The organism is Roseovarius sp. PS-C2 (genome assembly GCF_018862045.1).
In the GTDB taxonomy this organism is placed as follows: Bacteria; Pseudomonadota; Alphaproteobacteria; order Rhodobacterales; family Rhodobacteraceae; genus Roseovarius.
In genome coordinates this window covers 1-24,303 of sequence record NZ_JAHKSQ010000010.1, presented here as the reverse complement: position 1 = coordinate 24,303, position 24,303 = coordinate 1, and the positions used below count along the sequence as shown (strand labels likewise).

General features: G+C 64.1%; 24 protein-coding genes. 13 read left to right on the top strand and 11 right to left on the bottom strand.

Annotation, left to right across the window (positions count from 1 at the left end; translation table 11 throughout):
• Positions 1-16: 16 nt before the first annotated feature.
• Both KPG71_RS16555 and KPG71_RS16550 read right to left on the bottom strand, forming a co-directional pair.
• On the bottom strand, positions 17-1,705 hold the full coding sequence (locus KPG71_RS16555; protein ID WP_216339362.1) for an acyl-CoA dehydrogenase family protein: 1,689 nt from the start codon (positions 1,703-1,705) through the stop codon (positions 17-19).
• Positions 1,706-2,162: 457 nt separating this feature from the next.
• Positions 2,163-3,761 carry a phosphoenolpyruvate carboxykinase gene (locus tag KPG71_RS16550; RefSeq protein ID WP_216339360.1) on the bottom strand — a complete coding sequence of 533 codons (1,599 nt, stop codon included), beginning with the start codon at positions 3,759-3,761 and terminating at the stop codon, positions 2,163-2,165.
• A gap of 375 nt (positions 3,762-4,136) precedes the next feature.
• Between KPG71_RS16550 and KPG71_RS16545 the strand changes: the two genes are divergently transcribed.
• Genes KPG71_RS16545 through KPG71_RS16515 form a run of 7 tightly spaced genes read left to right on the top strand, consistent with a single transcriptional unit; the run spans position 4,137 to position 9,612 of the window.
• Positions 4,137-4,838, top strand: a complete 702-nt coding sequence (locus KPG71_RS16545; protein ID WP_216339358.1) for a response regulator transcription factor — start codon at positions 4,137-4,139, stop codon at positions 4,836-4,838.
• Positions 4,838-6,544: a sensor histidine kinase gene (locus KPG71_RS16540; RefSeq protein WP_216339356.1), complete on the top strand. Its 1,707-nt coding sequence runs from the start codon at positions 4,838-4,840 to the stop codon at positions 6,542-6,544. Before KPG71_RS16545 ends, KPG71_RS16540 begins: the two co-directional genes overlap by 1 nt.
• A gap of 4 nt (positions 6,545-6,548) precedes the next feature.
• Positions 6,549-7,004 (top strand): HPr kinase/phosphorylase, encoded by a 456-nt coding sequence (locus KPG71_RS16535; protein ID WP_367397374.1) that lies wholly within the window; start codon positions 6,549-6,551, stop codon positions 7,002-7,004.
• Between the two features lie 33 nt (positions 7,005-7,037).
• Positions 7,038-7,985 carry an RNase adapter RapZ gene (gene rapZ / locus KPG71_RS16530; protein WP_216339352.1) on the top strand — a complete coding sequence of 316 codons (948 nt, stop codon included), beginning with the start codon at positions 7,038-7,040 and terminating at the stop codon, positions 7,983-7,985.
• A 5-nt stretch (positions 7,986-7,990) separates the two neighbouring features.
• Entirely contained in the window at positions 7,991-8,395 is a 405-nt protein-coding gene (locus KPG71_RS16525) for a PTS sugar transporter subunit IIA (protein WP_216339578.1), read from the top strand.
• Between the two features lie 8 nt (positions 8,396-8,403).
• Entirely contained in the window at positions 8,404-8,682 is a 279-nt protein-coding gene (locus tag KPG71_RS16520) for an HPr family phosphocarrier protein (protein WP_216339350.1), read from the top strand.
• A gap of 15 nt (positions 8,683-8,697) precedes the next feature.
• Positions 8,698-9,612 carry a lysophospholipid acyltransferase family protein gene (locus KPG71_RS16515; RefSeq protein ID WP_216339348.1) on the top strand — a complete coding sequence of 305 codons (915 nt, stop codon included), beginning with the start codon at positions 8,698-8,700 and terminating at the stop codon, positions 9,610-9,612.
• A 12-nt stretch (positions 9,613-9,624) separates the two neighbouring features.
• On the opposite strand, the gene KPG71_RS16510 is transcribed toward KPG71_RS16515, so the two are convergent.
• On the bottom strand, positions 9,625-10,500 hold the full coding sequence (locus KPG71_RS16510; RefSeq protein ID WP_216339347.1) for a 3-hydroxybutyryl-CoA dehydrogenase: 876 nt from the start codon (positions 10,498-10,500) through the stop codon (positions 9,625-9,627).
• A gap of 160 nt (positions 10,501-10,660) precedes the next feature.
• Here KPG71_RS16510 and KPG71_RS16505 point away from each other — a divergent pair, with 160 nt between their 5' ends.
• Positions 10,661-11,500: a DUF6473 family protein gene (locus KPG71_RS16505; protein ID WP_216339345.1), complete on the top strand. Its 840-nt coding sequence runs from the start codon at positions 10,661-10,663 to the stop codon at positions 11,498-11,500.
• Positions 11,501-11,551: 51 nt separating this feature from the next.
• On the opposite strand, the gene KPG71_RS16500 is transcribed toward KPG71_RS16505, so the two are convergent.
• From KPG71_RS16500 to KPG71_RS16470, 7 genes are all read right to left on the bottom strand, one after another.
• Positions 11,552-12,478, bottom strand: coding sequence for an electron transfer flavoprotein subunit alpha/FixB family protein (locus KPG71_RS16500; protein ID WP_216339343.1), 927 nt, complete (start codon positions 12,476-12,478; stop codon positions 11,552-11,554).
• The gene (locus tag KPG71_RS16495) at positions 12,478-13,236 is read right to left on the bottom strand and encodes an electron transfer flavoprotein subunit beta/FixA family protein (protein WP_216339341.1); all 759 of its coding nucleotides are present in this window, start codon (positions 13,234-13,236) and stop codon (positions 12,478-12,480) included. The genes KPG71_RS16500 and KPG71_RS16495 overlap by 1 nt, the downstream gene beginning before the upstream one ends.
• 190 nt (positions 13,237-13,426) lie before the next feature.
• Entirely contained in the window at positions 13,427-14,230 is an 804-nt protein-coding gene (locus tag KPG71_RS16490) for a hypothetical protein (RefSeq protein ID WP_216339339.1), read from the bottom strand.
• A gap of 156 nt (positions 14,231-14,386) precedes the next feature.
• Positions 14,387-14,959 (bottom strand): cob(I)yrinic acid a,c-diamide adenosyltransferase, encoded by a 573-nt coding sequence (locus KPG71_RS16485; protein WP_216339577.1) that lies wholly within the window; start codon positions 14,957-14,959, stop codon positions 14,387-14,389.
• Between the two features lie 2 nt (positions 14,960-14,961).
• Positions 14,962-15,171, bottom strand: coding sequence for a twin transmembrane helix small protein (locus KPG71_RS16480; protein WP_216339337.1), 210 nt, complete (start codon positions 15,169-15,171; stop codon positions 14,962-14,964).
• Positions 15,172-15,251: 80 nt separating this feature from the next.
• Entirely contained in the window at positions 15,252-16,082 is an 831-nt protein-coding gene (locus KPG71_RS16475; RefSeq protein WP_216339335.1) for an SDR family NAD(P)-dependent oxidoreductase, read from the bottom strand.
• Between the two features lie 36 nt (positions 16,083-16,118).
• On the bottom strand, positions 16,119-16,550 hold the full coding sequence (locus KPG71_RS16470; protein WP_216339333.1) for an SH3 domain-containing protein: 432 nt from the start codon (positions 16,548-16,550) through the stop codon (positions 16,119-16,121).
• A 451-nt stretch (positions 16,551-17,001) separates the two neighbouring features.
• On the opposite strand from KPG71_RS16470, the gene KPG71_RS16465 reads away from it, so the two are divergent.
• The 3 genes from KPG71_RS16465 to KPG71_RS16455 all read left to right on the top strand — a co-directional run bounded on the left by KPG71_RS16465 (position 17,002) and on the right by KPG71_RS16455 (position 21,881).
• Entirely contained in the window at positions 17,002-19,440 is a 2,439-nt protein-coding gene (locus KPG71_RS16465; protein WP_216339331.1) for a DNA topoisomerase IV subunit A, read from the top strand.
• A 108-nt stretch (positions 19,441-19,548) separates the two neighbouring features.
• Positions 19,549-20,754, top strand: a complete 1,206-nt coding sequence (locus KPG71_RS16460) for a DUF898 family protein (RefSeq protein ID WP_253196324.1) — start codon at positions 19,549-19,551, stop codon at positions 20,752-20,754.
• Entirely contained in the window at positions 20,754-21,881 is a 1,128-nt protein-coding gene (locus KPG71_RS16455) for a M48 family metallopeptidase (RefSeq protein WP_216339329.1), read from the top strand. The genes KPG71_RS16460 and KPG71_RS16455 overlap by 1 nt, the downstream gene beginning before the upstream one ends.
• An 8-nt stretch (positions 21,882-21,889) precedes the next feature.
• Here the strand turns inward: KPG71_RS16455 and KPG71_RS16450 are convergent, their stop codons facing one another.
• A complete protein-coding gene (locus KPG71_RS16450; protein WP_253196323.1) occupies positions 21,890-23,278 on the bottom strand; it encodes a cytochrome P450 in 1,389 nt (462 codons plus the stop codon).
• 116 nt (positions 23,279-23,394) lie between these two features.
• Between KPG71_RS16450 and KPG71_RS16445 the strand changes: the two genes are divergently transcribed.
• Both KPG71_RS16445 and KPG71_RS16440 read left to right on the top strand, forming a co-directional pair.
• Positions 23,395-24,045 carry a hypothetical protein gene (locus KPG71_RS16445; protein ID WP_216339327.1) on the top strand — a complete coding sequence of 217 codons (651 nt, stop codon included), beginning with the start codon at positions 23,395-23,397 and terminating at the stop codon, positions 24,043-24,045.
• Between the two features lie 110 nt (positions 24,046-24,155).
• The coding region (locus tag KPG71_RS16440; protein ID WP_253196198.1) for a GTP-binding protein at positions 24,156-24,303 on the top strand (148 nt) is incomplete at its 3' end.

Sequence of the window (24,303 nt, the reverse complement as noted above, 5' to 3'; positions counted from 1 at the left end):
CAGGATAAAATGGGTATCAGGCCAGAAGGCGGCGGGCGATGACCTGCGCCTGAATTTCCGCCGCCCCCTCGAATATGTTGAGGATACGGGCATCGCACAGGATGCGGCTGATCGCGTATTCCAGCGCAAAGCCGTTCCCGCCGTGGATCTGCAGGGCATTGTCCGCTGCCGACCATGCCACGCGCGCGCCGAGCAGTTTGGCCATCCCGGCCTCGAGATCGCAGCGGTGTCCGTGATCCTTTTCCCAGGCGCTGAAATAGGTCAGTTGGCGGGCGATCATGACCTCGACCGCCATCATGGCCAGCTTGCCGGACACGCGCGGAAACTCGATCAGGGATTTGCCGAACTGTTTGCGATCCTGGGCGTATTGCATACCCACGTCCAACGCCGATTGCGCCACGCCGATCGCGCGCGCTGCCGTTTGAATGCGGGCGGATTCGAAGGTTTCCATCAGCTGTTTGAAGCCCTTGCCCTCTTCCCCGCCAAGCAGGTTTTCGCCCTTCACATGGAAGTTGTCGAAGCCCAGTTCGTATTCCTTCATGCCGCGATAGCCCAGAACCTCGATCTCGCCGCCGGTCATGCCTTCGGTGGGGAAGGGGGCCTCGTCGGTGCCGGGGGTCTTTTCTGCCAGGAACATCGACAGGCCGCGATGGTCGGTCGTGTCGGGTTTGGTGCGGGCCAGCAGGGTCATCACATGGGTCCGGGCGGCGTGGGTGATCCACGTCTTGTTGCCGGTCACTTTCCAGTCGCCGTTTTCATCCTTGACCGCGCGGGTGCGCAGGCTGCCGAGATCGGAGCCGGTGTTGGGTTCGGTAAAGACCGCTGTCGGCAGGATTTCACCGCTGGCAATGCGCGGAAGCCATTGGCTTTTCTGGTCGTCCGTCCCGCCGGCGAGGATCAGCTCGGCGGCGATCTCAGACCGCGTGCCAAGCGAGCCGACACCGATATAGCCGCGCGACAGTTCCTCGGACACGACAACCATCGAGGCCTTGGACAGGCCGAACCCGCCGAGGTTTTCGGGGATCGTCAGGCCGAACACGCCCATGCCGGCGAGTTCGTCGATGATGTCCATCGGGATCAGTTCGTCCTTGAGGTGCCATTCATGTGCATGGGGTTCGACCTTGTCGAGCGAGAAACGGCGGAACTGTTCGCGGATCATGTCGAGTTCTTCGTCGAGGCCGGTATGGCCGACGGTGACATCGGCATTGCGTTCCTGCATCAGTTCGACGAGGCGGGTGCGCGCGGCCTGGGTGTTGCCGGAGTGCATGAGGGTGAGGGTTTGCGGCGTGTCCAGCGCGGCCATGTCATCCTGCGTCAGGCCCAGATCCGTCAGGCGCACCATTTCGCCCTGGTTCATCTGGATGCCGCCACGGATCTGGCTGAGGTATTCGCCAAAGGCGATCTGGTGGATCAACTGCTCTACCTCGCCGAATTTTCCCATATCGGTCAGGCGCTTGGCCCAGTTCTGCATCTGGCGGAGGGACTCGACATAGGTGGCCAGCCACGCCAGCCCATGAGCGGCGAACTGGTTGGCCTCGACCGCGGCGCCATCGACGCGGTCCTCGACCACGACCATGTCGCGCAGGTGGTCGCGGGCTTTTGCCAGAACGGTTTCCGCTGGGGAAACGGCGGCCTCGGTCAGGCCGAGAAGGTCATTCAGAATGATCGGGTTTGCCATTGCTGCGTCCTGTCCATCATGCGCCATGAATCAATCCTCTTTTTGTCGGCACTGTCCTATCCATTTTGCAGGTGCAGCGCAACTATTATGCCGTTATGGCAGCTATTTTGATTGAATATTGCTTGCCCATTTTTGCACTTGCAGCACAAAGGGCAAGGGGGAACGCGCCCCGTTTCGTACGAAACGTACGAAGTGTACGCGGGTTTTGTACGAAAATCGGCGGGTTGCCCGAAATTTGTGTCCATCGTGGACGCAACTGGCCCCGTTCGCCGCGCCCTTAACCCGTTTGCAACCTTTCCCCGTCAGGGTGGACCCACGCGCCGGATCGGCCCTCTGGCGCAAGGGATGATCACGAGCGGAGGTGAAGGGATGAAGATGTAACCGACGGCCCGACCGGGGAGCCGAAAATGAAAACGCCCCGACCGGCAGGTCAGAGCGTTTTCGGGAGCCTGGCGTAATCCGCAGGGTGCGGACTGCGAAGGCCTTAGCCGAGCGCCGCCGCTTTCACGTCGTCGTCGATATAGGGAACGTATTGTTCGAAATTGTCGGCGAACATCTGCACCAGCTTGGCGGCCTGACGGTCATAGGCTTCGGGATCGTCCCAGGTGCGGCGCGGGTCCAGCAGAACCTCGGCGACGCCGGGCACGGCCACGGGCACGTCAAAGCCGAAATTGTCGTCCTTGCGGAACTCGACCTCGTTCAGCGATCCGTTGAGCGCGGCGGTCAGCAGGGCGCGGGTGGCCTTGATGGGCATACGCGATCCGGTGCCATAGGCCCCGCCCGTCCAGCCGGTGTTGACCAGCCAGCAGGTTGCGCCGTGCTTGGCGATCTTGTCGCGCAGCAGGTTTCCGTAGACCTCGGGGCGGCGCGGCATGAAGGGCGCGCCGAAGCAGGTCGAGAAGGTCGGCTCGGGTTCGGTCACGCCGCGTTCGGTGCCGGCCACCTTGGAGGTGAAGCCCGACAGGAAGTGATACATGGCCTGCGCCGGGGTCAGCCGCGCGATCGGAGGCAGAACGCCGAAAGCGTCGCAGGTGAGCATGATGACGTTCTTGGGGTGCCCGCCAAGCGCCGTGTCGGATGCGTTGGAGATATATTCGAGCGGATAGGCGCAACGCATGTTCGCGGTAAGCGAATCATCCTCGAAATCCAGCTCCAGCGTTTCCTCGTCGAACACCATGTTCTCGATCACGGTGCCGAACTTGGTGGTGGTGGCGTAGATTTCCGGCTCGGCCTCGGGGTTGAGGTTGATGGTCTTGGCATAGCAGCCGCCTTCGAAGTTGAAGGTGCCGCGCTCGGACCAGCCGTGTTCGTCATCGCCGATCAGCGTGCGCGACGGATCGGCCGACAGGGTGGTCTTGCCGGTGCCCGACAGGCCGAAGAACACGGCGGTGTCCACCGGGTTGCCATCGGCATGGTTGGCCGAGCAGTGCATCGGCATCACGCCTTTTTCGGGCAGCAGGTAGTTGAGCAGGGTGAAAACCGATTTCTTGTTCTCACCGGCATATTCGGTGCCGCCGATCAGGATGATCTTGCGGTCGAAGTTCAGCGCGATCACGGTTTCGGAGCGGCAGCCGTGCTTTGCCGGGTCGGCCTGAAAGCTGGGGCAGTTGATGACGGTGAAATCGGCCACGAAACCGTCCAGAGCGTCACGGTCGGGACGGCGCAGCAGGTGGCGGATGAACAACCCGTGCCAGGCCAGTTCGGTGATCATGCGCACGTTGATCGCATGGGCCGGGTCGGCGCCGCCGGTCAGATCCTGCACGTAACAAGTGCCACCCTGCATGTGCGCGAGCATGTCGTTATACAGGGCATCGAAGCCTTCGGGCGACATTTCGGCGTTGTTGTCCCACCAGATGGTATCGGCGACGCTGTCGGTCTTGACGACGTGCTTGTCCTTGGGCGAGCGGCCGGTGAACTTGCCGGTGGTCACAAGGAACGCGCCGCCATTGCCAAGGGTGCCTTCGCCGTTCTTCAGCGCCTGTTCGATCAGCGCCGGTTCGATGAGGTTGTAATAGACATTGCCCAGCCCGGTGATGCCTTGATCTTCAAGCCGGAATTGCGGGTTGACCCGTCCAGATGTCATGTCTTTCACGCTCCTGTTCGCGGTGGCCGGCCAGCGGGGCGGCCTTGGTCCGTAGTGCCGGTGCGGCACCGGTATGGCAGTGCATGCCATCCCTTGGCGGCCTCATAACATGACGTTTCCGTAAAAGAACAGGACGCTTTCGCGCAGTTAGCGCAACCACGCCCAAGTTAGCGCAACCAGACATGCGTTAGCGCAAACATGCGGGCCGTGCAGTATGAGGGGGTGAGTCAATTTAGTCATTATCAAGATTTTTTTGGCTCAATATTGTGGCGCGAACGGGCCGATTCGCACTTTGGGATTGATTGTAAAGGACGAAAGCGCGCATATTGGCGAAAAAAAACAACAAACAAACAGAGCAGTACAAGGAACGGTGACATGTCGAAGATCGCCCTGGTGGACGATGACAGGAATATCCTGACGTCGGTTTCGATGACCCTCGAGGCAGAGGGGTTTGAAGTGGACACTTATAATGACGGTCAGCAGGCGTTCGATGCCTTCAGCAAGAAACTGCCCGACATGGCGGTGCTGGACATCAAGATGCCGCGCATGGATGGCATGGACCTGTTGCAGCGGCTTCGGCAGAAGACCTCGATGCCGGTCATTTTCCTGACTTCGAAGGACGACGAGATCGACGAGGTTCTCGGGCTGCGCATGGGCGCGGACGATTACGTGAAGAAGCCGTTCAGCCAGCGTTTGCTGGTGGAACGCATCCGCGCGTTGTTGCGGCGGCAGGATGCGGTGGCCGGTGAGGTGGTGGCCGACAGCGAAGACACCAAGGTGATCGAACGCGGCCAGTTGCGGATGGACCCGCTGCGCCACGCGGTCAGCTGGAAGGGCAGGGACGTGTCGCTGACGGTGACGGAATTCCTGCTGTTGCAGGCCCTGGCGCAGCGCCCCGGTTTCGTGAAGAGCCGCGATCAGCTGATGGACGTGGCCTATGACGATCAGGTCTATGTGGACGACCGCACGATCGACAGCCATATCAAGCGCCTTCGCAAGAAGCTGCGCATGGTGGATTCCGATTTCTCGGCGATCGAGACGCTGTACGGGATCGGCTATCGGTATAACGAAGAGTAATGGCGCTGGCCGAGGGCATCGACATGCGCGACACCGCGCATCGGCGGGATGACGATGTTGTCCTGGGCGACGATTTCGTGTCGCCCGACAATGTCACGGATTCCGAACTGCGTTCGCGCCGCGAGCGCAGGGGGTTTCGCACGGTCAAGAACTCGTCGCTGACCCGCAAGATCATCACCTTCAACCTTGTCGCGCTCAGCGTGCTGCTGACCGGAATCCTGTATCTGAATTCCTCGCGCGACAGTCTGGCGCTGCAGCGGGCCAGCAATCTCGTCAGCGAGGTCGAACTGGTTGCCGACGTGTTCGAGGCGCAACTGCCCGCCGGCGCGCCGGTGAACCTGATGACCGGCGACGGGATCGACGTGGCGGGCACGCTGGCCGGGCTGGATATCCGGCAGGGGGTCGAGGTGTTCGTATTCGACGCCGACGGTACGCTGGCGGGTCAGTCGGTGGGCCGCCGCCCCGGCACGGTTGTCCAGGGGCCGCAGCAGCGGACGATCATCACCGATGCGCTGAGCCGTGTCTGGGATTGGGTTTCGGCCCCGTTCGCCATGTTCGGCACGGAGGCGCCGACGACGGTCCTGGAACAGATGGAGGGGCTGGTTCAGGCGACGCTGAGCGACGGAACCCAGACCGTATCCAGCGAAGTGAACGAACGCACGGTGTTTTCCGCCGCCACCCCGGTGCTGCAAAACGGCAAGCCGGTGGCCGTGGTGGCCATGGCCAACGCGACCGGAGAGATCGACCAGCTGGTGCGGGCCGAACATGAATGGGTGCTGCGGGTTTTCCTGATCGCCACGGCGGTGTCGGTGGGGCTGAGCCTGATCCTGGCCTCGACCATCGCCAATCCGCTGGCCGACCTGGCCGCGGCGGCGGAGATCGGCGGCGACCGCAACCGTCACAAGGGCGGCGGGCGCATTCGCATCCCCGACCTGACCGCGCGTCCCGACGAGATCGGCCGCCTGAGCGGCGCGCTGCGCGGGATGGTGTCGGCGCTGTATCACCGGATCGACAGCAACGAACAATTCGCCGCCGACGTGGCGCACGAGATCAAGAACCCGCTGGCCAGCCTGCGCAGCGCCGTGGGCACGATGCGCGTGGCCAAGCGCGAGGACCAGCGCGAGAAGCTGCTGGAGGTGATCGAGCACGACGTGCGGCGGCTGGACCGGCTGGTCAGCGATATCTCGAACGCGTCGCGGCTGGACAGCGAGTTGGTCAAGGAAGAGCAGGAGCCGTTCGACCTGATCGGGATGCTGCGCAACCTGGGCCATTACCTGGGCGAAGAGGCCGAGAAGAAGGGGATCGACTTCATCACCGATTTCCCCGCCGACGCCATCGTGATCACCGGGCTGGAGGCGCGGCTGGCGCAGGTGTTCGTCAACCTGATCACCAACGCGACCAGTTTCTGCGAGGATGGCGATGCGATCCGGCTGTGGGTGCGCAAGCGCGAAAACCGCGTGCTGGTCGTGGTCGAGGATACCGGCCCCGGCATTCCCGACCAGGCGCTGACCAAGATCTTCAAGCGGTTCTATTCGCAGCGCGCGGAAAGCGATTTCGGCAACAATTCGGGCCTTGGCCTGTCGATCTCGAAACAGATCGTCGAGGCGCATGACGGCGTGATCTGGGCCGAGAACATCCGCCCGACCGATGCCGATGTCACCTCGGACCCGCTGGGCGCGCGTTTCGTCGTGGGCCTTCCGGTCTGATCCCGTGACCGGGCGTGACAGCGGAGCCTCCGGCGACGCCGCCGGGCCACTCATCCTGCATGCCACCACGGTCGAGGCCAATGGCCGCGCCGCACTGATCCGGGGGGCCTCGGGGAGCGGGAAATCGGGGCTGGCGCTGACGCTGATCGGGCTGGGCGCGGGGCTGGTGGCCGACGATTGCACCCGGCTGCGGCGCACAGGCGCGCAGGTGATCGCGGACGCCCCCGAGGCGATTCGGGGCCGGATCGAGGCGCGCGGCGTCGGCATCATGGGCTGCCCCGCAACCGGGCCTGTGCCGCTGGCGCTGATCGTGGACATGGACCGCCCCGAGCCCGAACGCCTGCCGCCGTGGCGAGAGGAAAAGGTGCTGGATATTTCGCTGCCGATCCTTGGAAATCCGGGGCACCCCCATTTTCCTTCGGCGATATTACTATATCTGAAGTATGGGCGCGTCGACTGACGGGCGACCCGATCGGGCGAAAGGGGGCCGTTGATGAGCAGCACAGCACAGCCAGATCCACCGGCCACGGGCAAGCCCCGGCTGGTTCTGGTCACCGGGCCGTCGGGCGCGGGCCGCAGCACCGCGATCCGGGCGCTGGAGGATATGGGCTATGAGGCCATCGACAACCTGCCGCTGTCTCTGTTGCCCCGGCTGCTGGAAGGCGACACACCGGAAAAGCCGCTGGCGCTGGGCGTGGATACGCGCAACCGGGATTTCTCGACCAATGCCCTGATCGAGGTGATCGACCGGATGGACGGGGTTTCGGGGACGCCGATGCAGGTTCTGTATCTCGATTGCAATGCCGAGGTGCTGCTGCGGCGGTTTTCGGAAACCCGGCGGCGTCATCCGCTGGCCCCGGCGGAAAGCCCCGGCATGGGGATCGCGCGAGAATTCGATCTGCTGGGGCCGGTCCGGGCGCGGGCGGATATGCTGATCGACACATCCGAGATGTCGCCGCATGACCTGCGCGCGGAGCTGGAACAATGGTTCGCCCCGGACGGCCAGAGCCGCCTGGCGGTGTCCGTGCATTCGTTTTCCTACAAGCGCGGGCTGCCGCGCGGGCTGGACATGGTTCTGGATTGCCGGTTCTTGCGCAATCCGTACTGGGAAGAGGCGCTGCGCGACCTGAACGGGCGCGATGCAAGGGTGGCCGCATATGTGGCGGGCGATCCGCGCTTTGCCGCGTTTCGCGACAAGGTGGTGGATCTGGCCGGTTTGCTGCTGCCGGCCTATGAGGCCGAGGGCAAGGCCTATCTGGCGATCGGGTTCGGCTGCACGGGTGGGCAACACCGCAGCGTCACGATGGCAGAAACTTTGGCCAAGGCCCTTGCGGATGGCGGCTGGGCGGTGTCAATAAGGCATCGCGAACTGGAACGGAGGGGGGCGGTGGCAGGCCCGCAGGCCCCGGTTCAGGACAGTTTCGGCAATGTAGGAGAGTGACGGCTTTGATCGGCATCGTGATCGTGGCGCATGGTGGTTTGGCTCGGGAATATCTGCGGGCGATCGAACATGTTGTCGGCCACCAGAAGGGCATTGTCGCGATCTCGATGGAAGACGCCGAGGATCGCGCAGGCAAGCAGGCCGAGATATGCGCCGCCGCCGACGCGGTGGATACCGGCCAGGGGGTGCTGATCGTGACCGACCTGTTCGGCGGATCGCCGTCGAACCTGTCGCTGAAGGCGTGTCAGCCCAGTGACCGGCGTATTCTCTACGGGGCCAACCTTCCGATGCTGATCAAGCTGGCCAAAAGCCGCCATCTGCCGGTGCAGGAGGCCGCCCGCAGTGCATTGGATGCCGGGCGCAAGTATATCGACAGTCATAACGTTTCGTGCAGTGAAGCAGACAGGTAGAAGAGTTCATGTCCGATACGATCACGCGTCAACTGGAAATCGTCAACGTCAAGGGGCTGCATGCCCGCGCCGCGGCCAAGCTGGTGGAGGTCGTCGAAGGGTTCGACGCCACCGCCGAAGTCAGCCATGACGGAATGTCTGCCGGAGGGGACAGCATTATGGGGCTTTTGATGTTGGCAGCGTCGCAAGGAACCACTATTGACGTGCAGACTTCGGGGGCGGACGCCGAGGCGTTGGCCGATGCGGTGCAGGCGCTGGTGGCGAACCGGTTCGGAGAGGACATGTAAGGCGAAGGCGCGACGATGCGCGACGACACGGGAACGGATCAGGTGGTTGACGGCGCAAAGGATCAGAGTGGCGGACAACCCGGCGAAACGGTGAACTTCACCAAGTATGACCGGCGTAGCCTGACCTATGCCAATTCCTTCGACTCACCGGCGACGGCGCTGACCATCCGGACCATCGAATGGTTTACCGGCAAGCTGTCGATCCTTCGTATGATCAAGCAGTTCGAGCGGCGCGGCGCCCCCACCGGGCAGCCGTTCTGGCGCGCGGCGCTGGACACGATGGGGATCGACCTGGAAACCCCCGACGCGCAGCTTGAGCACATCCCGCGCGAGGGGCCGGTGGTGGCGGTGGCCAATCATCCGCACGGGTTGGTGGACGGGATGATCCTGGCCGACCTGATCGGGCGGCGGCGCACCGATTACAAGATTCTGACGCGCGCCCTGTTGACGGGGATCGACGAGGTTGCGGCCTCGTACATGATCCCGGTGCCGTTCCCGCACGAACCGGATGCGCAGCGCAAATCGGTCGAGATGCGCGCCAAGGCGATGGCGCATCTGAAAGAGGGCGGGCTGATCAGCGTGTTTCCCTCGGGGGTGGTGGCCTCGTCGGATTCGATGTTCGGCCCGGTGATCGAACGCGAGTGGAACGTGTTCACCGCGCAGATGATCCGCCGGTCGGGGGCGACGGTGGTGCCGATCTATTTCCCCGGCGCGAATTCGCGCTGGTATCAGGTGGCCAACCGGCTGTCGCCGACGCTGCGCCAGTCGCTGTTGCTGCACGAGGTCGTGCACAGCTGCAACAAGCCGCAGAAACCGGTGGTGGGCCCGCCGGTGCCGGCGGACAAGATGGCGATGCTACAAAGCGATCCGCGCGGTTTCATGGCGTGGCTGCGCGACCATACGCTGTCGCTGGGCCGGGACGGGGGCTGAGCCCCGCCGGGATCAGCGGGTGGGCACCGGCGTTTCGCCCCGGTAATCGTAGAATCCGCGGCCCGTCTTGCGGCCCAGCCATCCGGCCTCGACATATTTCGTCAGCAGCGGGCAGGGGCGGTATTTGGTATCGGCCAGCCCGTCATGCAGCACGTTCATGATCGCAAGGCAGGTGTCCAGCCCGATGAAATCGGCCAGCTCCAGCGGCCCCATCGGGTGGTTCGCGCCCAGTTTCATGGACTGGTCGATGGAGTTCACGTTGCCGACGCCCTCGTAGAGGGTATAGACCGCCTCGTTGATCATCGGCATCAGGATGCGGTTGACGATGAAGGCGGGGAAATCCTCGGCCGAGGCGGCGGTCTTGCCCAGCTTTTCCACCACGGCAAGGCAGGCGTCATAGGTTTCGCGATCGGTGGCGATGCCGCGGATCAGTTCCACCAGCTGCATCACCGGCACCGGGTTCATGAAGTGGAAGCCCATGAATTTCTCGGGGCGGTCGGTGCGGCTGGCCAACCGGGTGATCGAGATCGACGAGGTGTTCGACGTCAGGATCGTGTGCGGCTGAAGATGGGGCAGCAATTCGTCGAAGATCGCCTGTTTGACGGTTTCACGTTCGGTGGCGGCCTCGATCACCAGATCGGTGGCGCCCAGATCGGTCAGCGTCATGGTGGTGGTGATCCGTGCGAGCGCGGCCTCCATCTCATCGGCGCTGATCCTATCGCGGCTGACCTGACGATCCAGGTTCTTGCGAATGGTGGCCAGCGCCGCCTCGAGCGCGTCGGCGCTGATGTCGTTGAGCAATACGTCATAGCCGGCCAGCGCCATCACATGGGCAATGCCGTTGCCCATCTGCCCCGCGCCGATGACGCCGATTTTACCGATCTCCATGTCGCCCGCCTTTCGCTGTGACCTGCGTCACAATAGGCGTGGCCGGGGGCGGGCCGCAAGGGCCGGTGACGCCTAAAATCCGATGCAAATTCTTCCATTAGAGAAATCTCAACATGCGTCGGCGACTCTGCTGTCGGGTGACAAAACATGGTGGGTGAAAATGAGTTACGAACCCTTGGGGGGGCGGGCGCCCCTTGACTACTGCCCGTGCCGGTATCCCGGCTCGAAACTGACGTTTCGCGGGCCGCGCCGCGCGCTGACGGGCGATTACACGGTCTTTCTGGGCGGGACGGAAACCTATGGCAAGTTCATACGCGAGCCGTTTCCGGCGATGATCGGGCGGCGCCTGGGGGAAACCTGCGTCAATCTCGGCTGGCCCAATGTCGGGCTGGACGTGTTGCTGAACGATCCGGGCATTGCACATGCGCGCGCCGGAGCGCGGGCCGTGGTGCTGCAAGTGCCGGGCGCGCAGAACATGACCAACCGTTTCTACGGCGTGCATGCGCGGCGCAACGACCGGTTCGTGAGGGCCACGGACGCCCTGATACGCCTGTTTCCCGAGATGGATTTTACCGAATTCCACTTTACACGCCATATGCTGCGGCGCTTGCAGGCGATCTCGCCCGAGCGGTTCGATCTGGTGCGCGAGGAACTGCGCACCGTCTGGGTGGAGCGCATGGTCGACCTGATCGGGCGCGACGGGCCACCGGTGATCCTGCTATGGTTCGCCGCCCGCCGTCCGGGGCGGGATTGTGACGGGGCGGATGTGGCGCAGGACCCGGCCTTCGTGACGCGGCGAATGCTGGAAACGGTGCGCGGCCAGGCGGCGCATCTGATCGAGGTGACGGCCAGCGCGACCGCGCTCAGGACCGGGACCAGCGGCATGGTGTTTTCACAGGTCGAGGCCCCGGCAGCCGGGGAGTTGCTGGGTCCGGCGGCCCATGCCGAAGCCGCGCTGGCGTTGATCCCGGCCTTGCGCGGGGTCATGGGCCGGGCATGAAAAAGGCCCGCCGGTCAGGCGGGCCTTTCACGATGTTCAGGGGAGCCGGTCTCAGAGTTTCTCGGTGAGTTCGGGGACGGCCTCGAAGAGGTCGGCGACGAGGCCGTAATCGGCGACCTGGAAGATGGGGGCCTCTTCGTCCTTGTTGATGGCGACGATGATCTTGGAGTCCTTCATCCCCGCGAGGTGCTGGATCGCGCCCGAGATGCCGATAGCGACATAGAGGTCGGGGGCGACCACCTTGCCGGTCTGGCCCACCTGCCAGTCGTTCGGGGCAAAGCCCGAATCGACCGCCGCGCGCGACGCACCGACGGCGGCGCCCAGCTTGTCGGCCAGCTTCTCGATCAGCGCGAAGTCCTCCTGCGAGCCCACGCCGCGCCCGCCCGACACCACGACACCCGCCGAGGTCAGCTCGGGGCGGTCGCTTTCGGCGACCTTGTCTGCCACCCATTCCGACAGCGCCGGATCGGCGGCGGCGGCGATGTTTTCGACAGACGCCGAATTGCCGGTGCCCGCCGCGTCGAACGTCGATGTCCGGAAGCTGATAACCTTCTTTTCATCTTTCGACTTTACCGTCTGAATCGCGTTGCCGGCATAGATCGGGCGCTCAAACGTGTCGGCATCCACAACGGCGGTCACATCGGTGATCACCATCGCATCCAGAAGCGCGGCCACCCGCGGCAGGATGTTCTTGGCGTCCGTCGTCGCGGGCGCCACGATATGGCTGTAGTCGCCCGCAAGGCCGACGATCAGCGCGGAGACCGGCTCGGCCAGGCGGTGACCGTAAAGCGCATCCTCGGCGCACAGCACCTTGGCCACGCCGTCGATCGTGGCGGCCTCGGACGCGGCCTCGGCACAGCTCGCGCCGGCGCACAGAACCGTCACGTCGCCCAGTTTCCCGGCGGCGGACACGGCCTTGGCGGTGGCATCCATCGCCAGCGCCCCATCGTTGATTTCGGCAATCAGGAGTACAGCCATCACACAGCCCCCGCTTCCTTGAGTTTCGACACCAGCTCGTCCACCGAGCCCACGATCTCGCCGGCCTTGCGCGCCTCGGGTTCCGAGGTGCCCACGATCTCGAGCCGCGGCGTCACGTCGACGCCGTAGTCAGCCGCAGTTTTCTCGTCCAGCGGCTTCTTCTTGGCCTTCATGATGTTGGGCAGCGACGCATAGCGCGGCTCGTTCAGGCGCAAATCGGTCGAGATGATCGTCGGCAGCTTGACCTTGATCGTCTGCAACCCGCCATCCACCTCGCGGGTGACGACGGCGGCATCGCCGTCGATGTCGATCTCGTTGGCATACATCGCTTGCGACCAGCCCAGCAGCGCCGACAGCATCTGCCCGGTGGCGTTCATGTCGTTGTCGATCGCCTGCTTGCCCGTCAGGACGAGGCCCGGCTGTTCCTCTTCGATGACCTTGGCCAGGATCTTGGCCACGGCCAGCGGCTCGATATCGGTGTGAACGTCATCCGCCGCCTCGACCAGGATCGCCCGGTCCGCGCCCATCGCCAGCGCCGTGCGCAGCGTCTCCTGCGCCTGCTTGACCCCGATCGAGACCGCCACGACCTCCTCGGCCTTGCCGGCCTCTTTCAGGCGGATCGCCTCTTCGACCGCGATCTCGTCGAACGGGTTCATCGACATCTTCACATTCGCAAGATCGACACCGCTCCCGTCCGCCTTCACGCGAACCTTCACGTTGTAGTCAATCACGCGCTTGACAGGCACGAGTACCTTCATTGGCATGGTCTCCTTCGAAATGATGGACAGCCGCGATGCGACTCTCCGGTATGCTTTCCCCGGCGTTGATAAAGGTTTGGCCCTCCGGGAAACAGGGCAAAATCGTCACGTTTGCGTCTGGCGACGTCGCGTTGTCGGTTTCATCGCAGGAATCTTGCAGGAATATTTCGATCCGTTCTCCAGCAGCGGCTCAGGGGGTGACGCCGTGGCGCGCGGCCAGTTCGGCCAGCACGGAGTCTTCGGGCGGGGTTCCGTTGAAGCGATTCCAGAGCCGTTCGCGCACCCGGCGACCGTAGAAATGGATCGAAACGGTATCGTCCTGCACCCGTTTCCAGGTCTTCCATGCCTCGCGGAAATAGAGGCGCCGATCCTCGAACGGGACGGGGTAGAGGACGTGCGGATCGAGCGCATGGCGGAATTCGTCGTGTTTGTGCAGGAAATGCGAGAAGGCCTTGGGCCCCCACGCCCCCCAGGGCATTTCCGAAACATGCATCGGGTCGCCCGCCTCGGCGCGTTCGGTCATGGCCTGGATGTGGCGCGGCATCATCCAGGGCGGAATGGCGTATTCGTCTTCGCAGAACTCGATCAGCGCCTTGAGCGTGGGCGAGGCGGCGGGCAGGGCCATCACGCCGTTGGCGACGACCTTGTCGTTTTCGCGGCCAAAGAAATAGCCGTCCTGGGGCAGGAAGGGTTTCAGGCAATAGGCGTCGGTATCGGACCAGATCAGACCGTCATTCCTGGCCAGCAGGTGATAGCGGAACTTGTCGGCATGCGGTGCGGGGCTGCCGGTGCGTTCGTGGCGGACGATGGATTTCGGATCGGGGAGGATATCGCTGGCCGGGGCCTGTTCGATGCCGTCGGGCAGATCCTGAACCCCGTTATAGGAAAACATCACCACGGGGTGGCCGGCATCGACGAAGGATTTGGTGCAAAGGCGCTCGATAAAGCCGAGCGGGGGGCCATCCCAGAACATGGCGATGGTGGGTAACGACATGACGTGTCCTCATACTGCCCGATAGTGCCGGGGCCGCCCGTCCGGTCGCAGGGCGGCGCTTTGCGGCAAACTGGCATATTTCAAACGCCTGCTCCAGTGGCTATCGGGAGGAAGGCAGGTGCGCCATAGGGCGTGGTTATGGCGCGTTGGCCGGGGTCAGCGGTTTGCGCCGGGCTGCCAGAGCACGTCCTTGCTGCCGCCGTCATTGGAGACGCGGGCGGCGACGAAGAACCAGTCGCTGAGCCGGTTGAGGTATTTGATCGCCGCCGGGTTCACCTCTTCGATGGTGGCGAGTTCCACCGCCAGCCGCTCGGCGCGGCGCGAGACGGTGCGGCACAGGTGCAGGAAGGCGGCCAGTTCCGTGCCGCCGGGCAGGATGAAGCTGCGCAGGGGCTCGAGCGCCTTGTTCATGGTGTCGATTTCGGATTCGAGGCGGGCGACCTGGTTGTCGGTGACGCGCAGCGGCGTGTATTCGGCCTGAGCGTCCTTCTCCATGTCGGGGCGGCAGAGGTCGGCGCCCAGATCGAACAGGTCGTTCTGGATGCGCGACAGGGCGTCGTCGGTTTCGCCGGTGGCGTGCAGGCGCGCCAGCCCGACGGTGGCGTTCACCTCGTCCACGGTGCCGTAGGCGGTGACGCGCATCGAGTGCTTGGCCACGCGTGCGCCGTTGCCGAGGGCGGTTTCGCCGCCGTCTCCGGTTTTGGTGTAGATCTTGTTGAGCACGACCATGGTCATTGTCCTCCTTGTCCGCGGATATACACGAAGAGCAGGATCAGCAGCACCGCGACGAACTGCGCGATGATGCGCCAGCGCATCAGCTTGTTGGAGCGCTTGGCATTGTCCCTGCCTTCCTTGCCGAAGGTGGAAATGCCCAGGATGAGGATCAGGGCCACGCCAAGGCAGGCGAGGGCCACGATGATGAAAAGCGGGTCGCTGAGCATTTGTCAGGGTCCTTCGAATCGTCTTTCGTCCCCATGTAGGGGGGCGTGGATGAAAAGCGAAAGGGATTTCTTGCCGCGCCTCAGCCTTTGGAAACGATCCAGTCGAGTGCGCGGGTGGGCAGGACGCGGCGCAGGGTGCCCATGATATAGGTCGGGGTCGTCACGTAATAGCGGGGCCGCGGGCGGCGGGCGGTAACGGCGTGGATCAGTTTGCGGGTGACGGCCGAGGGCGGCAGTTCGAAGGTGTCGGGGCCGTTTCTTTCATAAAGGCGGGCGCGCAGCTGGTCGCGGTACTGGTCGGCGCGGGCCGAGTTTTCCCAGTCGATCCATTGTTCGAAATGCGGGATCGAATTTTGCCGGATTTGCGACGTGACCGGGCCGGGCTCGATCAGGATCACGTCGATGCCGGTGTCGCGCATTTCGATGCGCAGCGTGTCGCTGAGCCCTTCGAGCGCGAATTTCGTGGCGTTGTAGGCCCCGCGCCAGCGCAGCGTGACCAGCCCCAGAACGGAGGAGCATTGCACGATGCGGCCCGATCCTTGTGTGCGCATCACCGGGATGACCTGACGGGTCAGTTCGTGCCAGCCGAAAAGATTGGCTTGAAAGATGCTGCGCAGGGCGCCCGAGGGCAGATCCTCGACCGCGCCGGGGCAGGCGAAGGCGCCGTTGTTGAACAGCGCGTCCAGCGTGCCGCCCGTGCCTTCGAGCACCTGTTCCAGCGCCGGGGCGAATGTGGTTTCGTCCTGATAGTCGATCCGGGGGCTGGTGAAGCCCTCGGCGCGCAGGCGGTCGCAATCGGCCTGTTTGCGGCAGGCCGCGAAGACCTGCCAGCCGAGATCGCGCATCCCGTGGGCGGCGTCATATCCGATGCCCGAGGAGCAGCCGGTGATGAGGATGGATTTCTGGCTCATGCCGCATGCTATGCCGTGCGGCGGGGGGCGATGCAATCAGTTTGCGGTGGTCACCAGCCAGTCGGCCATCCAGCCCTCGCGGCCGGTATCGACGACCCTGAGCTTGAGCCAGCCATTGCCGGGATCGCGCAGCACGGCCACCTCGGTGCCGCCGGACAGGCGGGTGATGGGGCTGTATTCGGTTCCCGGACCGCTGCGCATGTTGACGGTCGAGCCGGTGATCTGGCGAATGTCGCGTTCGGGTTGCGGTGTTGGCGCGGGTGCTTTGGCCACATCGCGGGCAACAGCCGCGGCGACCGTATCGGTGTCATCCGTGGCGATGGCCGGCTCGGGCACGGGAAATTGCGACCCGTCCGCCGAGGCGAGTTGCAGCCGGACCGTGCCGGTCCGGGCCTTGGCGGCAAGGCTGAGATCCGTCAGCGATGTCACGGCACGGCTGACGGTGTTGTCAGGTGCGGTCACGGTCATGGCGGTTTGCGTTTGCGGTGCGGTTTCCACAGGGTCGGGCCATGCAAAAAGCGTGTGCCCTTCGGCCCTTGCCTGAAGGGAATTTGGCGCCGGAGTATAATCGGCGCCCCCGCTGAGATAATAAAAGGCACTTCCCAGAAATGCGAATGTCACAAATATAAAGCGCCACATAGCGCGATCCCCCACACAACATTAACTTTGATTGTTTGGGCCGTTCCCCCGAACGACCGGCAGCTGATTGCACTATACCCGATTCGCGCGAAGGATTGCGGGGAATTTCCCGGAATTTGCGTATTTTTTGCGGAACGGTCGCAGGGGGCGGGCCCCGATGGCGCGCTTGCGCCCTTGACCTTTGCCCCCGTCACGCGGTTTATCTGCAAAGCGACCAAACAAGACAAACAAGCGGGTTGGCTCTGGTCCCGGAGCCTGCCCCGAGGGTATCAAGAGCAGCATGAGCGATCTGATCGACGATGGCGCGGACGCGCCCATGGAAACCGCCGAACCGCTGCGCCGTGCCATTGGCGAGCGGTATCTGACCTATGCGCTGAGCACGATCATGCACCGCGCGCTGCCAGATGCGCGTGACGGGCTGAAGCCGGTGCACCGGCGCATCCTCTACGCCATGCGCGAGCTGAAACTGTCGAGCACAGGGGGATTCCGCAAATCGGCCAAGATCAGCGGCGACGTGATGGGTAACTATCACCCGCATGGCGATGCGGCGATTTACGATGCCATGGCGCGTCTGGCGCAGGATTTCGCGGTGCGCTATCCGCTGGTGGACGGGCAGGGCAATTTCGGCAATATCGACGGCGACAACCCCGCCGCCAGCCGTTACACCGAGGCGCGCATGACCGCCGTGGCCGAGGCGCTGCTGGACGGGCTGAACGAAAATGCCGTCGATTTCCGGGACAATTACGATGGCACGCTGCGCGAACCCGTGGTGTTGCCCGCGTCGTTTCCGAACCTTCTGGCGAACGGGTCGAGCGGGATCGCGGTGGGCATGGCCACCAATATCCCGCCGCACAACATTGCCGAACTGGTGGATGCCTGCCTGCATCTGATCAAGGTGCCCGATGCGCGTGACGATACGCTGCTGAATTACGTGCCGGGCCCCGATTTCCCGACCGGCGGGGTGATCGTGGAGCCGCCCGAGAATATCGCACAGGCCTATCGCACGGGGCGGGGGGCGTTCCGGTTGCGCTGCAAGTGGGAGGTCGAGGATCTGGGACGTGGCCAGTGGCAGGTCGTGGTCACGGAAATTCCCTACCAGGTGCAGAAATCCAGGCTGGTGGAGAAGATCGCCGAGTTGATCCAGACCAAGAAAGTGCCGATCCTGGCCGATATCCGCGATGAATCGGCGGATGACGTGCGCATGGTGCTGGAGCCGCGGTCGAAAAACGTGGACCCGCAGGTATTGATGAACATGCTGTTCCGCAACTCGGACCTCGAGGTGCGGTTCTCGCTGAACATGAACGTGCTGATCGACGGGGTGACGCCCAAGGTGTGCTCGATGAAGGAGGTGCTGCGCGCCTTCCTCGATTTCCGGCGCGAGGTGCTGATCCGGCGCAGCCGCCACCGGATGAGCAAGATCGATCACCGGCTGGAGGTGTTGCAGGGGCTGATCACGGCGTTCCTGAATCTGGACCGGGTGATCGAGATCATCCGCTATGACGACGATCCCAAGGCCGCGCTGATGTACGAGGACTGGAGCACGCCGCACCAGTCCACGCTGAGCCGCGCGATGAGCGAGGCGGAGTACCGCTCGCCTCTGGCGGGGGTGGATGTGTCGGGGCTGGTTCTGGTGGCCGATCCGGGGCTGGAGCCCACCGGCATCCTGGCCGAAACCGCGCCCGAACGCACCGTGCCGCACAGCTATGCGGGCCGTGAAAACGGGCTGTCGGACGTGCAGGCCGAGGCGATCCTGAACATGCGCCTGCGGTCGTTGCGGCGGCTGGAGGAGGAGGCGCTGGTCAGGGAGCGCGACCATTTGATGGAAGAGCGCGCCGGGCTGGAGGATCTACTGGAGGATGACGGCCTGCAATGGGAGGCCATCGCCGATCAGTTGAAAGAGGCCAAGAAAACCTTTGGCAAGGGCTATGTGCTGGACGGGCAGAATGTCGGCGCGCGGCGCACCCAGTTCGCCGAGGCGGGCGAGGTCGAAGAGGTGCCCCTGGAGGCGATGATCGACCGTGAGCCGATCACGGTGGTGTGCTCGAAAATGGGATGGATCAGGGCGATGTCGGGCCATATCGACCTGACCCGCGAGCTGAAGTTCAAGGACGGGGACGAGGGGCGGTTCGTATTCCATGCCGAAACCACGGACCGTTTGCTGGTGTTCGGCAGCAACGGGCGATTCTATACCCTGTCGGCGGCCAACCTGCCCGGCGGGCGGGGCATGGGCGAGCCCGTGCGCCTGATGGTCGATCTGCCCAACGAGGCCGAGATCGTCGATCTGTTCATTCACAAGCCGGGCCGCAAGCTGCTGGTGGCGTCCAGTGCCGGGGACGGCTTTGTGGTGAGCGAGGACGAGGTTCTGGCGCAGACGCGCAGCGGCAAGCAGGTTCTGAACGTGCGCGGCGAGGTGCGGGCGCGGGTCTGCACGCCGGTGGCGGGCGATCATGTGGCCTGTGTGGGCGAAAACCGCAAGGTTCTGATTTTCCCGCTCGAGGAACTGCCCGAAATGGGCCGTGGCAAGGGCGTGCGGTTGCAGAAATACAAGGATGGCGGGCTGAGCGATGCCACGACCTTTACCCTTGCCGACGGGCTGAGCTGGCACGATCCGGCGGGGCGCACGCGCACCGAGACCGAACTGGTCGAATGGGTGGGCAAGCGCGCCGGCACGGGCCGCATGGCGCCGCGTGGGTTCCCGCGTGACAACAGCTTCACCTAGGGCCGCTTTTGCGCCATAAAATCAACGCAAAACACGAGTAATCCTGCGCGCCGCGGAACCGCCACGAGCGGTCGCGGCGCGCGGGTTTCGAGAGTGAGGATTCAGAGCATGGCCCAGGATGTCCACGGCGGGAACATGGTTGAAGGCACGTATGCCGGAGAACGGGGTCCTCTGTTCAGGCTGGCGGTCGTTACCGCGCTTTTGTCGGTGGTGACGCTGGGCATTTACCGGTTCTGGGCCAAGACGCGCATTCGGAGATATATCTGGTCGTCGGTCAGCGGCGGGCGCGATGCGTTCGAATATGCCGGCACGGGGATGGAAAAGCTGTTGGGGTTCCTCGTCGCGATCGTAGTGCTGGCGGTGTATCTGGGCATTGTCCAGATGATCCTGTTCTATTTCGGCCTGACGCTGTTTACCGAACCGCAAACGCCGGAGCAGATGCTGATGCAGATGGCGGCGATTTACATCACCGTGCTGGCGGTGGTGCCACTGATATTCTTCGCGCAGTATCGCGCACGGCGCTACAAGCTGGCTCGCACGCGCTGGCGCGGGGTGCGGTTTGGCATGGAAAAGGGCGGCTGGGGCTATGCCCTGCGGGCGATGGGGCATTGGGTGCTGACCTTGCTGACGCTCGGTATCCTGTTGCCCCGGCAGACCTTCTGGCTGGAAAAATACATGACCGACCGGAGCTGGTACGGCGATGCGCAGTTCCATCAGCAGGGCCGGTGGACCGGCCTCTATCCGGCGGCGCGGAATCTGTTCCTTGCCATCGCGATCCTGCTGGGCGGCGAACTGGTGGCGGTGATTGCCGACTCGGCCGTTCTGGCGGGGGCGGTGGCGCTGGTCGGATCGGTGTGGTTCATGATCGGGATCGTGTCTTACCGGGTGAACGCCTTTCGTTACCTGACGGCGAACAAGTTTCTCGATGGCGGCATCGGATTCGAGGCGCAGCCGGAAACCGTGAACGTCGTGTCCACGGTCCTTCTGGGCGGCCTGATGGTGGGCGTGTTGAGCGCGCTGATTTTCGGCGGGCTGGGTCTGGCGATGGTCGCGGTGATGGCCCCGGCCTCGATGATGGGGGAAGGGGCGGTGTTCCTGGGCGGCCTGGTGGTGGCGGGGCTGTATATTCTGGCGCTAGCGGTTTCGGGGTCTTTGGTTCTGGTGTGGATCATCCAGCCGGTGATCGACCATGTGGCAGGCACGTTCGTCGTGCATAATGCCCAGGGGTTGAACCATATACGTCAGCGCGCCCATGACAGCGGCGCGGATGCCGAAGGCTTTGCCGATGCGCTGGATGTCGGCGGCGCCATCTGATGGCAGGTGTCGCGGGGGTCTATTTCGACGGTGTGACAGCCGGTCGTCACGGTGTCCAAGTGGTGCTGGACGAGGCTGGCGGTGCACTGGTTTTCGATGGCCCGACGCTGGAGGAGGGGCCGCTGCGCTGGCCGCTCGCGCGGTTGCGCCGTCTGAGCGATCAGGCCCGTGACACCGGCCTGACATTGACCCTGCATGCCGACACCGAAGACGAAAGCCCGCGCGATCCTGCACGGCTGAGAGTGAACGAGCCGGGGATGATTGCCCGCCTGCGCGATATCTGCCCCGATCTGGACAGGCGCGATGTTCATAAGGGAACGTATCGCAAGCTTGCGTTGCGCGCGGGGCTGGCCGTGGTTGCGGTGGTGCTGATGCTGTTCGTGATCCTGCCGCGCATGGCCGATACGCTGGCCACGCTGATCCCGGTCGAGCGTGAGATCGCCTTTGGCAAGACGGTTGTCGCACAGATGGAACGCGCGCTGGGGGCGGCGGATATGGGGGCGTTGCGGTGCACAGCCCCCGAGGGGCGCGCGGCGCTGGACGCCATGCTGACCCGTCTGAGCGGGGGGCAGGCGCTGCTATACGATCTCGAGGTGCAGGTGTTCGACCACAAGATGGTCAACGCCTTCGCTGCGCCGGGCGGGCAGATCGTGGTGATGCGCGGCTTGTTGGACACCGCGACCGGCCCGGATGCCGTGGCGTCCGTTCTGGCGCATGAGATCGGCCATGTGGAAGAGCGCGACGCGACGCGCCACGCCCTGCGCGCCGCCGGATCGGCGGGGCTTTTGTCGATGGTGCTGGGCGATGTGACGGGTGGAACGCTGGCCGTGTTTCTGGGCGAGCGGCTGATTCAGTCGGGCTATACCCGCGAGGCCGAGATGCGCGCCGACCGCTTTGCGCTGGACATGCTGAACGCTGCGGAGGTGAACAGCGAGGGCATGGCGGCGTTCTTCGATCATCTGCACGAGATGGAGGGCGGCAGGGGGCATCTGGCCGAATATTTTTCGACCCATCCCGCCAGCGAAACCCGCGCCGAACAGGCCCGCGCCAACGCCGAGGCGCAGGACGGCACCCGCCCGGTGTTGAGCGAGGCGGAGTGGCAGGCGCTGAAGGGGATTTGCGGGTAATTTGCGGGTCAGGTCGCGGGTGACATGGCTCCGGAAGTTGCCGTTGTCATCGGCTCGGCCTCGAGCCAGACTCCGCCTTCGGGGCGCAGGGTCAGGATCATCACCGGGTCGGGATCGCGCCCGGCGACGGGGGTGAAGCGGAAGCGCGACAGAAGCGTTGCCAGCACGATCACCGCCTCCTGAATTGCGAAACTGGCGCCGATGCAGATACGCGGCCCGTCCCCGAACGGCAGGAACGCATAGCGCGGGATCGCCTTGCGGTCGGCAAAGCGCTCGGGGCGGAAGGCGTCGGGATCGTCCCAGAGCAGGTGATTGCGGTGCAGCGCGTAGATCGGGATCATCACCGTGTCGCCCTTGTGCACCTCGCGCCCGCATAGCGTATCCTCGGCCATTGCGGTGCGCGAAATGATCCCCGCCGGGGGATAGAGGCGCAGCGCTTCGTCGATGATCTGGCGGATCAGGGGCAGGTGTTCGATATCCCCGGCAGTGGCGGCGCGGCCCTGCAGCACCTCTTGCGCCTGGGTGCGGGCGTGGTCCTGAACACGTTGGTCGAACGCGCAGAGATAGAGCGCCCAGCCCAGCGAAAGCGCCGTGGTTTCATGGCCCGCGACGATGAAGGTCAGCAGGTTGTCGCGCAGCTCGGCGGTGTTCATCCGGCGTTCGGTTTCGGGGTCTTCGCCGTCGAGCAGAAGGTCCAGCAGGTCGGGCACGCCTTGGGGGCCGCGGGCGCGGCGGGCCTCGACCGCCTGATCGGCGATGCGTTTCATCTGGTTCACGGCGCCGCCGGACATGATCCGCCCCGGACGCGGCACCCAGTCGGGGAGACCCAGAATGTCGAAAAGCGATATCTTGCCCGCCTCGCCGATATAGTCGTTGATCGCGTTGTGCACGGCGCCCGCGTCGAAACTGCCATCGCCGGAAAAGGTGACATCCGAGATCACGTCGAAGGTGGTGCGCACCATGTCTTCGGCCATGTCGATGGCGCGCGGCCCGGCGGCGGCGATGCGTTCGCAGCTGCGTTCGGCGGCGGCGGTCATGACCGGGCCGAGATTCATCACGTTGCGATGGGAAAACACCGGGGCGGCGGCGCGGCGTTGCCAGCGCCAGTGCGCGCCTTCGGCGATAAAGAGCGAGTCGCCGATCGCGGGGCGCAACAGGTTCTTGGTGACCAGGGACTTGGGGTAGATATCGAGCTGTTCCAGCAGCATCCGGCGGATCGCCTCGGGGTCCATGACCATGTGCCAGCGTTTTCCGGTGCGTCCCGACACCATCGGCTGGCGCGTGGCAATTTCGGGAATGATGCTGAGCAGGTTGCGCCGCGATGCCTGAAGGCTGGCCCAGATGCCCATCGGGCGGGTCACCAGCGGAACGCGAACGGGGGATGTGGCGGATGTCATGGGGGCCTCATCGATTGCTCTGTTCGATATAGGCGGAGTGGAGCGTCAGGACAAATGATTGCGCGCAACCCTGCGCTGCGGTATCCGGGCGCAACGGATATCCTGAGGGGGAGCCCATGTTGCGTTACATTGCCTTGCTGGCCGCCGGCCTGATGCTGGCCGCCTGCACCAATCCCAACGATCTTGACGAAAAGCCCGCATACCTGGGTGATTTTCACCTGGGTCACAACGTGGTGGTCGCGCCGAACCTGACCAGGGGGCCGGTTTCGCGCGAAGCCAGCAAGGAAGAATGGGTCGAGGCGATGACCAGGGCGATCGACGAACGCTTTGGGCGCTACGAGGGCGACCGGCTGTATCATCTTGGAATCAGCGTGGAAGGCTATGTTCTGGCGATGCCGGGGATTCCGGTGGTGGCCTCGCCGAAATCGGCGCTGATCCTGAACGTGACCGTCTGGGACGATGCAAAACAGCAGAAGCTGAACGAAAAGCCCGAGCAGATCACCGTGGTCGAAACTCTGTCGGGCAGCACCTGGGTCGGGTCGGGGCTGACGCAATCCAAGCAGCAGCAGATGCGAAACCTCAGCCGCAATGCCGCCAAGCTGATCCAGAACTGGCTGGTGCGCGAGAATGCCGCCAATGACTGGTTCGAAAGCGGCGAGGCCGCGACCGGCCAAGCGCAGGCCGCAGCCCGAGCGCTGGACGAGAGCGCCAAAGCGGCGGTGGAGGCCGCAGAAGGTGGCGAGGCGGAAACACCCCCGGCCGAGTAAGCGGCCACCCTGCATGAATGGGTTGATTTTCCCTGCGCAAGACAATAAATGCCGCGCGGAGTATCTAACGGGCGATTTCCGCCCCCCAACTGAACAAGGCGCCCTGAGACATGGCAAAGGAAAAGTTTGACCGTTCGAAACCGCACGTGAACATCGGTACGATTGGTCACGTTGACCACGGCAAGACGACGCTGACGGCGGCGATCACGAAGTATTTCGGTGATTTCCGTGCGTATGACCAGATTGACGGTGCGCCGG

What these genes read in the sequence shown, in the direction of transcription:
- KPG71_RS16555 (WP_216339362.1), bottom strand. Translation starts at nt 1,705, where the DNA reads ATGGCGCATGATGGACAGGACGCAGCAATGGCAAACCCGATCATTCTG.
- KPG71_RS16550 (WP_216339360.1), bottom strand. Translation starts at nt 3,761, where the DNA reads ATGACATCTGGACGGGTCAACCCGCAATTCCGGCTTGAAGATCAAGGC.
- KPG71_RS16545 (WP_216339358.1), top strand. Translation starts at nt 4,137, where the DNA reads ATGTCGAAGATCGCCCTGGTGGACGATGACAGGAATATCCTGACGTCG.
- KPG71_RS16540 (WP_216339356.1), top strand. Translation starts at nt 4,838, where the DNA reads ATGGCGCTGGCCGAGGGCATCGACATGCGCGACACCGCGCATCGGCGG.
- rapZ (WP_216339352.1), top strand. Translation starts at nt 7,038, where the DNA reads ATGAGCAGCACAGCACAGCCAGATCCACCGGCCACGGGCAAGCCCCGG.
- KPG71_RS16520 (WP_216339350.1), top strand. Translation starts at nt 8,404, where the DNA reads ATGTCCGATACGATCACGCGTCAACTGGAAATCGTCAACGTCAAGGGG.
- KPG71_RS16515 (WP_216339348.1), top strand. Translation starts at nt 8,698, where the DNA reads ATGCGCGACGACACGGGAACGGATCAGGTGGTTGACGGCGCAAAGGAT.
- KPG71_RS16510 (WP_216339347.1), bottom strand. Translation starts at nt 10,500, where the DNA reads ATGGAGATCGGTAAAATCGGCGTCATCGGCGCGGGGCAGATGGGCAAC.
- KPG71_RS16505 (WP_216339345.1), top strand. Translation starts at nt 10,661, where the DNA reads ATGAGTTACGAACCCTTGGGGGGGCGGGCGCCCCTTGACTACTGCCCG.
- KPG71_RS16500 (WP_216339343.1), bottom strand. Translation starts at nt 12,478, where the DNA reads ATGGCTGTACTCCTGATTGCCGAAATCAACGATGGGGCGCTGGCGATG.
- KPG71_RS16495 (WP_216339341.1), bottom strand. Translation starts at nt 13,236, where the DNA reads ATGAAGGTACTCGTGCCTGTCAAGCGCGTGATTGACTACAACGTGAAG.
- KPG71_RS16490 (WP_216339339.1), bottom strand. Translation starts at nt 14,230, where the DNA reads ATGTCGTTACCCACCATCGCCATGTTCTGGGATGGCCCCCCGCTCGGC.
- KPG71_RS16485 (WP_216339577.1), bottom strand. Translation starts at nt 14,959, where the DNA reads ATGGTCGTGCTCAACAAGATCTACACCAAAACCGGAGACGGCGGCGAA.
- KPG71_RS16480 (WP_216339337.1), bottom strand. Translation starts at nt 15,171, where the DNA reads ATGCTCAGCGACCCGCTTTTCATCATCGTGGCCCTCGCCTGCCTTGGC.
- KPG71_RS16475 (WP_216339335.1), bottom strand. Translation starts at nt 16,082, where the DNA reads ATGAGCCAGAAATCCATCCTCATCACCGGCTGCTCCTCGGGCATCGGA.
- KPG71_RS16470 (WP_216339333.1), bottom strand. Translation starts at nt 16,550, where the DNA reads ATGACCGTGACCGCACCTGACAACACCGTCAGCCGTGCCGTGACATCG.
- KPG71_RS16465 (WP_216339331.1), top strand. Translation starts at nt 17,002, where the DNA reads ATGAGCGATCTGATCGACGATGGCGCGGACGCGCCCATGGAAACCGCC.
- KPG71_RS16460 (WP_253196324.1), top strand. Translation starts at nt 19,549, where the DNA reads ATGGCCCAGGATGTCCACGGCGGGAACATGGTTGAAGGCACGTATGCC.
- KPG71_RS16455 (WP_216339329.1), top strand. Translation starts at nt 20,754, where the DNA reads ATGGCAGGTGTCGCGGGGGTCTATTTCGACGGTGTGACAGCCGGTCGT.
- KPG71_RS16450 (WP_253196323.1), bottom strand. Translation starts at nt 23,278, where the DNA reads ATGACATCCGCCACATCCCCCGTTCGCGTTCCGCTGGTGACCCGCCCG.
- KPG71_RS16445 (WP_216339327.1), top strand. Translation starts at nt 23,395, where the DNA reads ATGTTGCGTTACATTGCCTTGCTGGCCGCCGGCCTGATGCTGGCCGCC.